16 protein-coding genes and 1 pseudogene are annotated in these 14,801 nt (G+C 64.0%); 10 read left to right on the plus strand and 7 right to left on the minus strand.

All coding sequences use genetic code 11. From position 1 onward, the window contains the following. Positions 1-109: 109 nt before the first annotated feature. From ACLGL5_RS34275 to ACLGL5_RS34290, 4 genes are all read left to right on the plus strand, one after another. Positions 110-739, plus strand: a complete 630-nt coding sequence (locus ACLGL5_RS34275; protein WP_069093066.1) for a rod-binding protein — start codon at positions 110-112, stop codon at positions 737-739. 13 nt (positions 740-752) lie between these two features. Next, positions 753-1,178 (plus strand): hypothetical protein, encoded by a 426-nt coding sequence (locus tag ACLGL5_RS34280; protein WP_027047362.1) that lies wholly within the window; start codon positions 753-755, stop codon positions 1,176-1,178. Between the two features lie 118 nt (positions 1,179-1,296). Continuing rightward, complete coding sequence (locus tag ACLGL5_RS34285; protein ID WP_038649373.1) at positions 1,297-1,833, plus strand: hypothetical protein; 537 nt, start codon at positions 1,297-1,299, stop codon at positions 1,831-1,833. A 180-nt stretch (positions 1,834-2,013) separates the two neighbouring features. After that, positions 2,014-2,298, plus strand: coding sequence for an SCP2 sterol-binding domain-containing protein (locus ACLGL5_RS34290; RefSeq protein ID WP_064980753.1), 285 nt, complete (start codon positions 2,014-2,016; stop codon positions 2,296-2,298). A gap of 85 nt (positions 2,299-2,383) precedes the next feature. On the opposite strand, the gene ACLGL5_RS34295 is transcribed toward ACLGL5_RS34290, so the two are convergent. Both ACLGL5_RS34295 and odc2 read right to left on the minus strand, forming a co-directional pair. Then, a complete protein-coding gene (locus ACLGL5_RS34295) occupies positions 2,384-2,953 on the minus strand; it encodes a GNAT family N-acetyltransferase (protein ID WP_069093067.1) in 570 nt (189 codons plus the stop codon). Positions 2,954-3,050: 97 nt separating this feature from the next. Then, positions 3,051-4,184 carry an ornithine/lysine decarboxylase gene (gene odc2 / locus ACLGL5_RS34300; RefSeq protein WP_069093068.1) on the minus strand — a complete coding sequence of 378 codons (1,134 nt, stop codon included), beginning with the start codon at positions 4,182-4,184 and terminating at the stop codon, positions 3,051-3,053. A 542-nt stretch (positions 4,185-4,726) separates the two neighbouring features. On the opposite strand from odc2, the pseudogene ACLGL5_RS34305 reads away from it, so the two are divergent. From ACLGL5_RS34305 to ACLGL5_RS34320, 4 genes and pseudogenes are all read left to right on the plus strand, one after another. Beyond that, positions 4,727-5,924: pseudogene (locus ACLGL5_RS34305) on the plus strand (amidase). A gap of 3 nt (positions 5,925-5,927) precedes the next feature. After that, a complete protein-coding gene (locus tag ACLGL5_RS34310) occupies positions 5,928-6,827 on the plus strand; it encodes a LysR family transcriptional regulator (protein ID WP_019861014.1) in 900 nt (299 codons plus the stop codon). 254 nt (positions 6,828-7,081) lie between these two features. Next, complete coding sequence (locus tag ACLGL5_RS34315; protein ID WP_069093070.1) at positions 7,082-7,750, plus strand: DUF1007 family protein; 669 nt, start codon at positions 7,082-7,084, stop codon at positions 7,748-7,750. Further along, positions 7,747-8,970: a nickel/cobalt transporter gene (locus tag ACLGL5_RS34320; RefSeq protein WP_069093071.1), complete on the plus strand. Its 1,224-nt coding sequence runs from the start codon at positions 7,747-7,749 to the stop codon at positions 8,968-8,970. The genes ACLGL5_RS34315 and ACLGL5_RS34320 overlap by 4 nt, the downstream gene beginning before the upstream one ends. 36 nt (positions 8,971-9,006) lie before the next feature. Here the strand turns inward: ACLGL5_RS34320 and denD are convergent, their stop codons facing one another. The 4 genes from denD to ACLGL5_RS34340 form a co-directional block, all read right to left on the minus strand. After that, positions 9,007-9,984, minus strand: coding sequence for a D-erythronate dehydrogenase (gene denD, locus ACLGL5_RS34325; protein WP_019861020.1), 978 nt, complete (start codon positions 9,982-9,984; stop codon positions 9,007-9,009). 12 nt (positions 9,985-9,996) lie between these two features. Next, positions 9,997-10,209 (minus strand): hypothetical protein, encoded by a 213-nt coding sequence (locus ACLGL5_RS34330; RefSeq protein ID WP_019861021.1) that lies wholly within the window; start codon positions 10,207-10,209, stop codon positions 9,997-9,999. An 82-nt stretch (positions 10,210-10,291) separates the two neighbouring features. Continuing rightward, positions 10,292-11,263 (minus strand): cation diffusion facilitator family transporter, encoded by a 972-nt coding sequence (locus tag ACLGL5_RS34335; protein WP_069093072.1) that lies wholly within the window; start codon positions 11,261-11,263, stop codon positions 10,292-10,294. Positions 11,264-11,273: 10 nt separating this feature from the next. Next, complete coding sequence (locus tag ACLGL5_RS34340; RefSeq protein ID WP_027047365.1) at positions 11,274-11,960, minus strand: GNAT family N-acetyltransferase; 687 nt, start codon at positions 11,958-11,960, stop codon at positions 11,274-11,276. Positions 11,961-12,043: 83 nt separating this feature from the next. Between ACLGL5_RS34340 and ACLGL5_RS34345 the strand changes: the two genes are divergently transcribed. Both ACLGL5_RS34345 and ACLGL5_RS34350 read left to right on the plus strand, forming a co-directional pair. Next, positions 12,044-13,228: a pyridoxal phosphate-dependent aminotransferase gene (locus ACLGL5_RS34345; RefSeq protein WP_019861023.1), complete on the plus strand. Its 1,185-nt coding sequence runs from the start codon at positions 12,044-12,046 to the stop codon at positions 13,226-13,228. 149 nt (positions 13,229-13,377) lie between these two features. After that, positions 13,378-13,752, plus strand: a complete 375-nt coding sequence (locus tag ACLGL5_RS34350; RefSeq protein WP_069093073.1) for a YciI family protein — start codon at positions 13,378-13,380, stop codon at positions 13,750-13,752. A gap of 33 nt (positions 13,753-13,785) precedes the next feature. Here ACLGL5_RS34350 and ACLGL5_RS34355 read toward each other — a convergent pair whose 3' ends face one another. Continuing rightward, complete coding sequence (locus tag ACLGL5_RS34355; protein ID WP_069093074.1) at positions 13,786-14,541, minus strand: SDR family oxidoreductase; 756 nt, start codon at positions 14,539-14,541, stop codon at positions 13,786-13,788. Positions 14,542-14,801 lie beyond the last annotated feature (260 nt).

Consider the following 14,801-nt stretch of genomic DNA (forward strand, 5'->3'; position numbering starts at 1 on the left):
CATCCGCCTACCGCCGCAGGCAAGGTCGGCGAGAACCCGAAGCAGCCGCTCAATCCCCACAGTCCGCCCTCCTCCCCCTCGCGCAAGCCTGCCACAAGCTTGTTGAGGCATGGTCTGGCTAAGGAAACCCGGTAAAAGGCGGACTTTCTTGGCGATTTCTCCACCCAGCGACATCGTTATGGATGTCGCCCGAGCTGCCGATCCGATGGATATCGAGGCTGCCCGCGCCGCGCTGACCAAGCGCGCGGGCGCCGCTGCCGGTGCCTTTTCGGTCGACACCCCCGGTTCGCTAGATACCGCTTCGTCTGTCGATGCCGGCTCGATCCTGTCGCGCGCCACGGCCGACAAGGCGGCGGCGACAGCCGATCCGGCCAAAAAATTCAAGAAGTTCGAGGCGATGGTCTTGCAGACCTTCATCCAGAACATGCTGCCCAAGGACACAGAGGGCGTCTATGGCACGGGTCTGGCCGGCGACATGTGGAAGTCGCAGCTCGCCGAGCGCGTCGCCGACGTCATGGCCGAGCGCGGCGGCATCGGCATCGCCAAGTCGCTGCTTGCCGACCACTATATGGACGGCAAGCGCAAGGTGCCGATCGGCCCGGTGTCAAACGGACCGGAAAAGACCGAGATCGATCAGCAGACCCGTCTGTCCACCTCGCTCGTCCAGGAATTGCAGCGCAAGGCCGCCAGATCGATGACCGGCGACGAGACAACCATAAAAACAGACATCAAGATCTAGACTGGGAAACACCATGGCCGATTCTTCCGAATTCACTGCCAACCTGCCGGCCCGCACGACCGCGTCGGAGGCTCCGATACCGTTCGCGCGGCCCGGAAACCTTGCCGCCATCATCGGCCGCATCGAGGAGGTGGTCGAGGAAGAGACTGCCGGCATCCGCAGCGATACCGGCTATGATCTCAAGGCGTCGAACGCCCGCAAGAGCCGCTATCTCTATGAGCTGACCCGCGCCATGAAGGGCGGCAGCGAAGCCGAGTTCCTCGAACAGCACCGCGAGGGCCTGACCCGGCTGCGCCAGAAACTGGCGAAGAACGAGGCGGCGATCCTGGCGCATCTGAGCGCCGTCAACGAGGTCGCCAGCCTGCTGCGCAGCGCCATCCAGCGCGCCGAAACCGACGGCACCTACTCCGCCGGCGAGTTCGGCCGGATGAAAGGCTAGAGCATGATCCCGAAAAATGGATGCCGGTTTTTGGAAAAGATCATGCTCAAACATAGAGCCCCATCCCGATTGAATTGGGATGGAACAGGCTCGAGAGCGCGATGATGTCGGGCTCTGAATGATCAAGATCATCGCCATCGCGGTCTGGGTCTGCGCCGCCACGCTCGGCGCCGTCTTCTATTCGTTCCAGGCAGCCGGTGAACGCGGCGTCGGCGAGAAACCCAAGCCGATGCTGGGCGGGCTGGACTACGTCAAGACCGACGTCATTTCGGTGCCGCTGATCCGCGATTCCAAGATCGGCGGCTATTTCCTGGCCAAGCTCGTCTACACCGTCGAACCGGAGCAGATAAAGAAACTGTCGATTCCGGCCGAAGCGCTCATCACCGACCAGGTATACAGCTACCTCTACGCCAATCCCCAGATCGACTTCACCAAGAAGGCGACGATCGATCTCGATTCCTTTCGCGCCGCCATCCGCGACACCGTCAACAGCCGCGTCGGCACGAACCTGGTGCATGAGGTTCTGATCGATCAGGTCAATTTCCTGAGCAAGGACGAGATCCGCGACAACTGGCTACGCCGTCGGCAGGATTCCGACACCGCGGCTGCCGGGACCGCGAAGCCTGCCGAAGCGGAAGCGCCGCCGGCCCACTGACCACTGGTGCCCGACAGGCTATTGACGCGGCGACAGGAACCAGTCTCCAGGATTTGCGTTGACGTAAACGTCAACCAGAAGCTATATGCGGCAGCGACCGTGATCGCCAGAGATGCCGCATGGGCTTCGGCCGGACCGAAATGCCCTGCGCGACAGGTACAACCAGACAGGGAGAACAGCGTGAGCGTTCAGGAGATTGCCGAGAAGATCAAGTCGCGCGTGGCCAGCAGCGGGTTTGATCGTTCCGTGAAGTTCGACACCGGCGGCGACGGCGTCATCGTCATCGACGGCGCAACCGTCTCGAACACCGATGCCCCCACCGACTGCACCATAAAGCTCTCGCTCGACGATCTCGAATCGCTGATCGCTGGCGACCTGAACCCGACCATGGCGTTCATGACCGGCAAGATCAAAGTCGAAGGCGACATGACGGTGGCCATGGCGCTCAGCCAGTTGATCGGCTGAGCACGCACGATTACCCGATGGGTCAATGAATCAAAACGCCGCCTTTTCAGGCGGCGTTTGTTTGAGGAATAGCGGGGTCGATGCCTCATGCGGCCAGTGTCGGCGCCTGGGCCTTCAGCTTGCGGCCGCAAGCCTTCAGCGTGCCGTGCACGCCGTCGAGCGCGCCGTCCACCAGTTCCAGCGCCAGCAGGCGATGCCGCTCATAGGGGCCTGGCATCGCCAGCCGGCCCGTCTTGTCGGCCGAGAAGCCGAAGCGTCCGTAGTAGGGCGCATCGCCGACCAGCAGGATCGCCGCGTGGCCGAGACGCGCCGCCTCGGCCACGGCGTGGCGCATCAGCGCCGAGCCAATGCCGGCATTCTTCAGCGACGGATCGACGGCGAGCGGGCCAAGCAGCAATGCTGCCGGGCCGCCCTCACCCAGCCTGACGTCCCACAGCCGCACCGTGCCGGCGACGCCGCCTGAGGCATCGCGCGCGACGAAAGCCAGGCCTTCCGAAGGCCGGCGGCCCCGCCGCAGCTTCTCCGACGATTTTTTCCGCCGCATCGGCCCCATGGCACGATCGAGCAAGGCTTCGCGTGCCGCGACGTCGGCGACGGTTTCGGCGACCATCGAGAAGGCCGGCGCATGAGCTACGATTTCAACTGACATTTCCATTTCCGCAATCCCTGGCGAGCGGAGATCTGTTCCACAAGCGAGCCCGGGCGGGCGGCAAGCGCCCGTCCGGGATGATCTGATCAGTTCTTTCGAACCGTCAGATCACGTAGGATCGAAGAGGCTCGAAGCCGTTGAAGGCGACCGCCGAGTAGGTGGTCGTGTAGGCGCCGGTGCCTTCGATCAGCACCTCGTCGCCGATCGTCAGCGACAGAGGCAGCGGATACGGCGTCTTCTCGTACATCACGTCGGCCGAATCGCAGGTCGGGCCGGCGAGCACGCAAGGCGCGGTCTCCGAGCCGTCATGGCGAGTGACGAGGGGATAGCGGATCGCCTCGTCCATCGTCTCGGCCAGACCGCCGAACTTGCCGATGTCGAGGAACACCCAGCGCACATTGTCATTGTCGGCCTTCTTCGAGATCAGCACGACTTCCGACTTGATGACGCCGGCATTGCCGACCATGCCGCGGCCCGGCTCGATGATGGTTTCGGGAATGGCATTGCCGAAATGCTTGCGCAGCGCCGAGAAGATCGCCTGGCCATAGGCCTGGGCCGCCGGCACGTCGCGCAAATAGCGCGTCGGGAAACCGCCGCCCATGTTGACCATCTTCAAGACGATGCCTTCCTCGGCGAGCGTGGCGAACACCTTCTTGGCGTCGGCCAGCGCACGGTCCCAGGCGGTCAAGTCGGTCTGCTGCGAGCCGACATGGAACGACACGCCATAGGCGTCGAGGCCGAGGCCCTTGGCATGACGCAGCACGTCGACGGCCATGGCCGGCACGCAGCCGAACTTGCGCGACAGCGGCCATTCGGCACCTTCGCCGTCGGTCAGCACGCGGCAGAACACGCGCGCGCCGGGAGCGACGCGGGCGATCTTCTCGACCTCCTCGACGCAATCGACCGCGAACAGCTTGATACCGAGCTGGTAGGCGCGTGCGATGTCACGCTCCTTCTTGATGGTGTTGCCGAAGGAGATGCGGTCCGCGGGCGCACCCGCGTCCATCGCCATCTCGACTTCGGCAACGGAAGCGGTGTCGAAGGACGAGCCCATCGCAGCAAGGAGGCGCAGGATTTCCGGCGCCGGGTTTGCTTTCACCGCATAGTAGATCTTGGAATCGGGCAGCGCCTTCTCGAAGGCGCGGAAATTGTCGCGCACGACATCGAGGTCGACGACGAGGCAAGGGCCGGACGGACGTCGGGTGGCGAGGAAATCGAGGATGCGCTGGGTAGCCATCGGGTTTCTCCAAACACGCCTTTCGGCGCGCACAAGGGTGCGGACGCGGGCTGTCGGCCTCGCGAACACGCGGTGGACAAAGGCGGGACGGAAAATCCATGGAACCAGCCGGTGGAGACCCCGGAACCATGAAACGCCGTCTCGCGGCGATGAACCTCGGCCTTGCCCGGCTTCGGTCCGCTTTGTCTGCCTTGGCTTGGATTGGGAGAACCCCGTTCCGCACTGCCGGCAATGAAGGTGTGCCTCTTCAGTAACCCCGGTCTTTGGACAACCGGCAGAGAACCAGAAAGGCCCGCACCGTCGTTGCTTCAAGGTGTCCTCGGGCTGGCGGTTGGCCGCTAGACCGACTGGAGGGGTTGGCTCCAGTTACCTTACCGATTTCCCTCACCATTCGAGGATCGGCGGACACCCACAGGCACGTGCGACTTTGGGCAAGTGCGATATAGGGGCGAAGGATTTCACAATCAATAAAAATCGTATCGCAGGTTGTAAAATTTCTGGCATCGAACAATGTACATGCAACCGTATCCGGATATCGAACGATGACAGGCACGCACGGCCCCTACAACGCCTTCCTCGATCTTCGCCAGGTGCCAGTGGCTCATGCCGAACTCGGCCCGCTCGCGGGGCTGCGGCTGGCTGTCAAGGACATCTACGACGTCGCCGGCTACCGCACCGGCTGTGGCAATTCCAGGAAGTTCGCCGAAAGCAATGCCGCCTCGCGCACGGCGCCGGCCGTGCAGGCGATTCTCGATGCCGGCGCCCGCTTCGTCGGCAAGACGCAGACCGACGAACTGGCCTTCGCGCTGTTCGGCCAGAACGCGCATCTTCCGTTTCCGGTGAACCCTGCGGCGCCCGACCGCGTCACCGGCGGCTCGTCGTCCGGATCGGCATCGGCGGTGGCGGGCAGGCTGGCCGACATCGCGACCGGTTCCGACACCGGCGGCTCGATCCGCGCGCCGGCAAGTTTTTGCGGCCTGATCGGGCTGCGCACCACACATGGCCGCATTTCACTCGACGGCACCATGAAGCTGGCGCCGAGCTTCGACACGTTCGGCTGGTTCGCCGACGACATCGAGACCTATGAGACCGTCGGCAAGCTGCTGCTCGGCCGCGACCCGCACCAGCATTCGCTGGACCGCCCGATATCGCTCACCTGGCTGGACGAGATGGTCGCTCGCCCCGCACTTGCCGGATATGCCGCAATGAAGGCGCTGGTGGGCACGGTTTTCGGTGCGCCGGCGACCTCGACCGAGCACTTCAGCTCTTCCTCTGATGAACTCTACTGGTGCTTTCGCCGGCTGCAGGCCAAGGAAGCCTGGGGCATGCATGGCGAATGGATCACCAGCGGCGAGCGCGACCTTGGTCCCGGCGTCGAGGAGCGTTTCGGCTTCGGCCGCGCCGTCGATGACCGCACGGCGCAGGCCGAAAAAGTGCGCCGCCTGACCTTTCGTGGCGAGCTGAGCGCCCTGCTCGGCAAGGACGGCTTCCTTGTCCTGCCGACGGTGCCGGGCCCGGCGCCCTATGTCGAACTCGACGCCGGAGGAGTTCCAGGCCTATCGCGAGCGCGCCTTGCATCTTCTGTGCCTCGCCGGGCTTTCCGGCTTTCCACAGATCACGTTGCCCATCGGCTCGGTCGCCGGCGCACCGTTCGGGCTTTCGCTGTTAGGCCCTTCCGGGAGCGACATTGCCCTGATACGGCTCGGCCGAAAACTTCTCGACGCAGCACAAGGGGCCTGAACCATGGACACACTGACCCGCATGCGCGCCTTCATCGACGTCGTCGAGGCCGAGGGCTTTTCGGCGGCGGCGCGCAAGATCGGCCGCTCCAAGGCGCTGCTGTCGAAATATGTGCGCGAGTTGGAGGACGAACTCGGCGCGCTGCTGCTGAACCGCACGACGCGCCAATTCTCGATGACCGAGGCCGGCCACACCTATTACCGGCGCGCCTCGGAGATCGTACGCGAGGTCGACAGCCTGGCGGACGCCGTGCGCGAATCCTCCGGCGACGTGCGCGGCAGGATCAAACTGTCGGCGCCGCGCACCTTCGCCGATGCGCCGATCGGCCAGTCGCTGATCGACTTCGCCAAGCAGCACCCCGACATCGTGCTCGACATCCAGCTCGACGACCGCTTCGTCGACCTGGTCGAGGAGGGCTTCGATCTCGCCGTGCGCATCTCGCGCCTGGAGAATTCGTCGCTGATCGCGAGACGCCTGGCGCCGTTTTCGGTGAAACTCTGCGCCTCGCCCGAACTGATCGCCAAGCATGGCATGCCGACGCGGCCGCAGGATCTCGGCCACATGCCCTGCATCGTCGACACCAACGGCCGCGGGCTGAACAACTGGGCGTTCAAGGGCGACAACAACGATCAGTTGAGCGTCGCCGTATCAGGCCCGATCGAGGTCAACAGCCCGATGGCGGCGCGGGCTGCGGCCCTGTCGGGACTCGGATTTTGCATCCTGCCGGATTTCATCGCCTCGCCCGATCTCAAGAGCGGCCAGCTGGTGACGGCGCTCGACGACCGCATCCTGTCGGGCGGCGGCATCTTCGCCGTCTACCCGCACCGCCGCTATCTGCCGGCCAAGGTCCGTGTTTTCGTCGACTTCCTGGTGCAGTGGTTCAGGACGCGTGAGGTCGCTTGACCTGCCCCGGGCTCCTGTAGTGTGCGTGTCGTGGTCCCAAAACGCTGCGCACTTTTGGGTGACACGCACTGAGTTTGTGCGTGTCATGATCCCAAAACCGCTGCGCACTTTTGGGTGACACGCACTGAGTTTGTGCGTGTCATGATCCCAAAACCGCTGCGCACTTTTGGGTGACGCGCACTGGCGGTCCCAATTTCGCCCCCTTTCTGGTAACCTTCGGGTCCTCTCCAAAGCCAAGGGAATCGCGACCGGGAATGCACCTCAAACGGCACGCAATCATAACGGCTTCGGCCCTGGCGGCGACCCTTGCCGCGACGGGACCGGCTTACGTGCATCCGCACGTCTTTGCCGAGGCACGCCTGGACGTGATCCTCTCTCCGGATCACCAAAGTGTGAAAGCGCTGCGTCATCTCTGGCGCTTCGACGACCTGTTTTCGAGTACGGTGATGATGGAGTTCGACAAAAACTCCGACCTGAAGCTTGACGACAAGGAGCTGAAGGAGGTCGCCGACACCGTTCATGCCTCGCTGGCCGAATTCAACTATTTCCAGCTCGTCACGCAGAACGGCAAGGACGTGACGATGGTGCCGCCTCCACATCTGATGGCCAATTTCGACAACGACCAGCTGATCATCCTGTTCGAGTCGGAACCCAAGGAGCCGATCAAGCTGACCGGCACAATCGACATCGGCGTCTACGATCCGACCTTCTACACGGCGATCGACTTCACCGAGGATTCCAACATCACCGTTGCGGGCCTGCCGTCGAATTGCACCAGCAAGGTGATCCGTCCGGATCCGGATGAAGCCATCAAGGAAAACCAGAAGACCCTGACGGATGCCTTCTTCAACGACCCGACAGGCACCGACATGAGCAAGATCTTTGCCACCAAGCTCGAACTGACCTGTCAGCCAGAAGGATGAAGCCGGTGACGAAACCGTCCCTGCGTTTGGCATTCGGCCTGTTGGCCCTCGCCTTTGCCGCAATGCATTTCGCCAATGCCGCGCACGCCCAGTCTTCGCTCGGCATCGGCGTGAATGACGGCATGGCGCCCACCACCGGCCCGTTCGCCCACATCCTGATGTGGATCAACCTGCGCCAGCAGGAATTCTATCGCGCGCTGGCGACAGCCATGAAGGCGATGCGCCAGGACAACAGCAAGCTCTGGGTGCTCATCGGCCTGTCCTTCGCCTATGGCATTTTCCATGCCGCCGGTCCCGGCCACGGCAAGGCGGTGATCTCCTCCTATATGGTGGCCAATGAAGTGGCGCTCAAGCGCGGCATCCTGTTGTCCTTCGTCTCGGCACTGCTGCAGGGCCTGACGGCGATCGCCGTCATGCTGCTTGCCTATTTCGTCCTGCGCGGCACAACCATCTCGATGACCGACGCGGCCTGGTTCATGGAGATCATGAGCTTTGCTCTCGTCACTCTGTTCGGCGCCTGGCTGCTGTGGCGCAAGCTCGGCCCGTCCATCCTGCGCCTGTTCGGCAGGGCGCCCGCCTACAGTCTCTCGGCGGCGCACGCCGGCCATTCGCATGGGGGTCACTCGCACGCTGGGCACTCTCACGCGGGTCATTCGCATGCCGCGCACAGCCATTCGGCGCATGCGCATTCGCACGCACTGCATGGGCATGACGACCATGACCATGACCATTCGCACAGCCATCACGAGCACGCCGCGCATGACCACCATCACGACCATGGCGCGCACGATCACGCGCATCATGACCATGCGCATCACGATCACGCGGTGGGCGAGGTCTGCGAAACCTGCGGCCACTCGCATGCGCCCGATCCAGCGCTGCTGTCGGGCGATCGCTTCGACTGGCGCACCGCCTGGTCGGCGGTGGCGGCCGTCGGCATCCGCCCCTGCTCCGGCGCACTGATCGTGCTGAGCTTCGCGCTGCTCAACGGGCTCTGGATCGGCGGCCTGCTGTCGGTGCTGGCAATGTCGTTAGGCACTGCCATCACCGTCTCGGCGCTGGCAACGCTTGCCGTGACCGCCAAGAATTGGGCGGTGTATTTCGCCGGCGACGGCCGCATGGGCAACCGCATCCACTCGATCGTCGAGATCGGCGGCGCCGCCTTCGTCTTCCTGTTCGGATTGTTGCTGCTGTCGGCCAGCCTGACCGGCAGCGTCTAGGCCCTTCCCCATCCCATCGAAATGGGATGGCAACTCCTACCCAGGAATCTGGCCGCCCAGCTCATCCTCGATGTGGGCGCGGATGATCTCGTCAAAACTCTTCTCGGCGCTGAAGCCGAGCTCCCGTGACCGCTTCGCCTCGAAGCGGGTCGGCCAGCCCTTGACGATCGCCCAGATCGTCTCGTCCGGTACCTCGCGGATCAGCTTTACCACTCTCGGCCCGGCAATACGCTCCAGCGCCTCGATCTGCTCGCCGACGGTGACGGCGACGCCAGGCATCGTCAGATTGCGGCGCGGCCCGACCACGGCACTGTCGATCTCCGCCGCATGGATCAGGAAGTTCACCGCGGAGCGCGGGCTGGCATGGGTGTGCACAACCGAGCGCGGCACCGGCAGGATCGCCTCTTGCCCGCTTAAGGGCTCGCGGATGATGCCGGAGAAGAAGCCGGAGGCCGCCTTGTTCGGCTTGCCGGGCCGCACGCAGATGGTCGGCAGGCGGATGCCGATGCCGTCGAAGAAGCCGCGCCTGGAATAGTCGGCAAGCAGCGCCTCGCTCATCTGCTTCTGCGTGCCATAGGAGGTCAGCGGCGTCGGGTGAAAGTCATCGGGGATGATATCCGGGAACGGCGCGCCGAACACCGCGATCGACGAGGTGAAGACGACGCGCGGCGCAAAACCCGCCAGGCGAATCGCATCGAACAAAGCCCGCGTGCCGTCGAGATTGACGCGGTAGCCGAGGTCGAAATTCGCTTCCGCCTCGCCCGACACGATGCCGGCGAGATGGAAGATGACATCCGGCCGCGACGCGACAAGGCTTTCGGCAGCGCCCGCTTCCGCAAGGTCGCCGGTATGGGTGCTGATGCTGACGCCCTCCATGGCCGGGGCCTGCGGCGGCACGATATCGTGCAGGTCGAGCGCGGCGATCTTTTTGCCGCGCAGCGTGCCGTCCTTGGCCAGCCGGGCGATGAGCTTGCGGCCGACCATGCCCGCGGCGCCAGTGATCAGAATGCGCATGTCAAAATTCCCTTACTTGTCCTGATTTTTGCGCTGGCTGCGCGCGCGCAGCCAGAAGACGAGGAAAAACGCCAGCACGAAGACGATGCCGAATATACCGGCGAGCACGGTTGAGAGACTGCCGAGTGCCAGCATCACGGTTGGCAGGTAGAAGGCGGCAATGCCGAACAGCAGCATGATCCACAGCGCGGCAATAGCGGCATTCCTGGTGTCGCGGTCCATCATGCAGCACCGGGGCAGCGGGCATTCGTCAAGCTGGCTTTCAAAGCTGTGGAACTCCTGAGGCGGGGCCGGTTACCGACCGGGCTTAGTGATGGTGGCTGTGATGCGCGGCCGCATCGTGCTCATGCTCATGATCGTGGTCGTCGGCCTCGTCGGCGCATTGGCCGAATTCCGGTTCCACGGTGGCATGGCTGATGCCATGCTCGCTGGCAAGCCGCTTCTTGATGGCGCTGACGGCCTGATGGGCATCGAGGTCCTCGTCGAGGCAGGCATGCAGCGTCGCCATGGTGCTTGTCCCGTCCAGCGACCAGATATGCATATGATGCACCTCGCGCACGCCCTTGACCGCGCTCTGGATGTCCGTGGCGATCAGATCCCGGTCGAGGGTTGGCGGCACGCCTTCGAGCAGCACATGGGCTGCGGCGCGCATCAGCGACCAGGCCGTCGACAGGATCAGCAGCGAGACCAGCACCGACAGGATCGGGTCGATCGGCGTCCAGCCGGTCGCCAGGATGACCAGGGCCGCCACGATTGCCGCTGCCGAGCCGAGCAGGTCGCCCAGCACATGCAGGATGGCGCCGCGCATGTTGAGGCTTTCGCGGTCGCCGCCATGCAGCACCAGGAAGGAGCTGATATTGACCAGCAGGCCGAGGATCGCCACCACGAGCATCGGTCCGCCCAGCACCGGCGCCGGTGTGAGCAGGCGCTGCCAGGCCTCGTAGACGATCCACAGCGCGATGGCGAAGATGGCGATGCCGTTGGTGTAGGCGACCAATGTCTTGACCCGGCCGAAGCCATAGGTGAGCTGCCCGGTCGCCGGCCGCCCGGCAAGATGGAAGGCATACCAGGCAAGGCCGAGTGCGATGGCGTCGGCGAGCATGTGGCCGGCATCGGCCAGCAGCGCCAGCGATCCGGTGAAGAGACCGCCAAGCGCTTCCGCCACCATGAAGCCCGCCGTCAGGCAGGCGGCGATCAGCACGCGCTTCTTGTCGGTCGCGCCATGCACATGGCCGGCACCGCCGTGATCATGGCCGCTATGGTCGTGGGAATGCGCCAATGGCAAACTCCTAGGCGCCGAAATCCGCGCGAAAATCCTCGAGCCGTCGCTTCTGCTGGCCGGCGCTGTCGAAATTGGCCGGATCGAGCCACGCTGCATAGGCTTTGCGCAGGGCCGGCCATTCCTTGTCGATGATCGAATACCATGCGGTATCGCGGTTTTCACCCTTGACGATGAGGTGCTGGCGGAAAATGCCTTCGAACTTGAAGCCGAACCGTTCCGCGGCCCGCTTCGACGGTTCGTTGCGGTTGTTGCACTTCCATTCGTAGCGGCGGTAACCCAGTTCGTCGAAGATGTATTTCATGAACAGGAACTGCGCTTCCGTCGCGCCCGGTTTGCGCGAGATCAGCGGCCCCCAATAGATGTTGCCGATCTCGATGACGCCGTAGGCGGGATCGATGCGCATCAATGTCTGGCGGCCGGCGACCTTGCCGCTGGCCTTGTCGATGACGGCGAAGAACAGCGGGTCTTCGCTCGCCTCGACCTTGTCCAGCCAGGGCTGGAAGGCGGCGCGGGTTTCCGGCGGATAGTCGGGCAGCCAGGCGAAGCGGCCGTCGACATCGGACACGGAAGACGCTTCATAGAGCCCGTCACCGTGCTTTGAGGCGCTCAGCGGTTCGAGCCTGACATAGCGGCCGTCGATCGCTTTGCGCTCGGGTCGCGGGCGCGGTTGCCAATCTTTGAGATTTTCCGACACCGAAGACTCCAATCCGTTTGACTTTTGCGGGCCGAAGCTCACAAAAACGCAACCCCACAGTAAGAACCACACGGACGGGAAAAATGCTCCACACGATTTCGGCCTTCGACCGTCTCGGCGAGGAAAATGCCTTCGCGGTGCTCGCGAGGGCGACTGCTCTGGCCCAACAGGGTCGCGACATCGTCAATCTCGGCATCGGCCAGCCTGACTTCAAGACGCCGCAGCACATCGTCGAGGCCGCGATCAAGGCGCTGCGTGACGGCCACCACGGCTACACGCCCGCCAACGGGCTTCTGGCAACGCGCGAGGCGGTGGTGCGGCGCACGCTGACCACCACCGGCGTCGAGGTCTCGCCCGAGACGGTGATGATCCTGCCGGGCGGCAAGCCGACCATGTTCGCCGCCATCCTGATGTTCGGCGAACCCGGCGCCGAGATCCTCTATCCCGACCCCGGCTTTCCCATCTACCGCTCGATGATCGAATTCACCGGTGCGGCCCCCATTCCCGTGCCGATGCGCGAGGAAAACGGCTTTGCCTTTTCAGCCGAGGAAACGCTGGCGCTGATCACCTCCAAGACCAGGCTCTTGATCCTCAACTCGCCGGCCAACCCGACCGGCGGCGTCACGCCGCGCGCCGAGATCGAGAAGCTGGTCAAGGGGCTGGAGAAGCACCCCGATGTCGCCATCCTCTCCGACGAGATCTACGACGTCATGACCTATGACGGCGAGACGCATTGCTCGCTGCTCGGCTTCCCCGAAATCCGCGACCGGCTGATCGTGCTCAATGGCTGGTCCAAGACCTGGGCGATGACCGGCTGGCGCATGGGCTGGTCGATCTGGCCGAACGGCGACAAGGGTGCCCATCTCTACGACAAGGTGCGCAAGCTGGCGGTCAATTGCTGGTCCTGCGTCAACGCGCCGAGCCAGTTCGCCGGCATCGCGGCCATCGATGGCCCGCAGGACGATGTCGACACGATGATGCGCGCCTTCGACCGCCGCAGGAAGGTCGTGGTCGAGGGGCTGAACGCCTTGCCCAACATTTCCTGCATCACGCCCAAGGGCGCGTTCTACGCCTTTCCCAATGTCTCGAAGACCGGCTGGAAGGCAAAGAAGCTCGCCTCCGCGCTGCTCGACGACGCCGGCGTGGCGCTGATCGGCGGCCCCGATTTCGGCATTCTCGGCGAAGGCTATGTCAGGCTCTCCTACGCCAACTCCGAGGAGAACATCTTGCGCGCGCTGGAACGGATCGGGGCGTTCCTCGCCAAGTGAGGCTTGGCGTCTGCCGCGCGGGTCGGGATGGTTTGTGGCCGGCTGCCATGGCGGTGTCATGAGCCGTCCGCAGGCAAGCGGCCAAGACTGGGCGTGCATCTCGAGAACGGCTACGGTCCTCGGATAAGGATCGAAGTGAGGTTCCTCGTATGTTTTATGCAATCCTTGCCTATCACGTGGAAGACGCGATCAAGGCGCTGACGCCGCAGGAAGATGCGGCACTGATGGCCGAGTTGCTGAAGATCAACACAAGGCTTCGTGAGGAAGGCACGCTTGGACCGTCTGCGCGTCTGGGGGCGACGCAGGATGCCTTCACCTTGCGCGGTCCGGGCGACGGCGTGGTCATCGACGGTCCTTTCGCCGAGACCAAGGAACAATTGCTCGGCCTCTATGTCGTCGACTGCGCCGCGCGGGACGAGGCCATCGCCATCGCCCGCGACCTTCGCCGCGTCAATCCGACCGCCGTCTACGAGATCAGGCCCATCCTGCTTTTCAAGCCCGGCGCGCCGCTGGCGGGCAAATGAGCCGGCGGCGGAGGCCCTGCCAGCGTCCGCTGCTCACCCACGCCCGACGAACGGCATCTTGGTTGCCATCACGGTCATGAACAGTACGTTCGCCTCGAGCGGCAGGCTGGCCATGTGGACGACGGCATCGGCGACGTGCTCGACATCCATCACCGCTTCGGCGGCGATGGAGCCATTGGCCTGCGGCACGCCGACGGTCATCGGCTGCGCCATGTCGGTCAGCGCATTGCCGATGTCGATCTGGCCGCAGGCGATGTCGTAGGGCCGGCCGTCGAGCGCCAGCGTCTTGGTCAGGCCGGTGATGGCATGCTTGGTCGCCGTATAGGGCACCGAGCCCGGGCGTGGCGCATAGGCCGACACCGAACCATTGTTGATGATGCGCCCACCCATCGGCCGCTGCTTGCGCATGGCACCGAAGGCGGCACGGGCGCACAGGAACGAACCGGTGAGATTGACGCCGACAATATCGTTCCACACTTCGACCGGGATCTCGTCGATCGGCGTCGACTTGTAACCCATGCCGGCATTGTTGAAGAGCAGGTCGACGCGGCCAAAGGCTTCCGCCACCGTTTCGAACAGATCGTCGACCTCGCCGGCCTTGCTGATGTCGCAGGCGACCGCCAGTGCCTTGGCCTCGGTCCGGCCTGCCTCGACGATCGCGGCATCCAGCACCGCTTTGCGGCGGCCGCAGAACACCGTGTTCCAGCCGGCCTTGAGCAGCGCCGTGGCGACGCTCTTGCCGATGCCCGTGCCGGCGCCGGTGACGATGGCGGTTCTTTCTTCGGTCATGGCTGATGTCCTCCGGCAGCGCCGAGCGTGCCCGACTGATTTTCAGGATCTGGCTCGGCAGAAGGCATCGCAAATGACGGCAGCGATGGCAAGCGGACCTGCGCGAGCATGCCCTCGAAAAATCATGTCCGGTTTTCGGAGAAAGCCCCGGCATGGGCCGACAAAAAGGGCGGTCATTGGCGACCGCCCTGATCTGAACCGGGCTTGGGAGGAGGAAAAGCCGATCCGACTGTGTAGAATCATGCGCTTCCTGAGTTAAC

This window comes from Mesorhizobium sp. U510 (assembly GCF_059180695.1).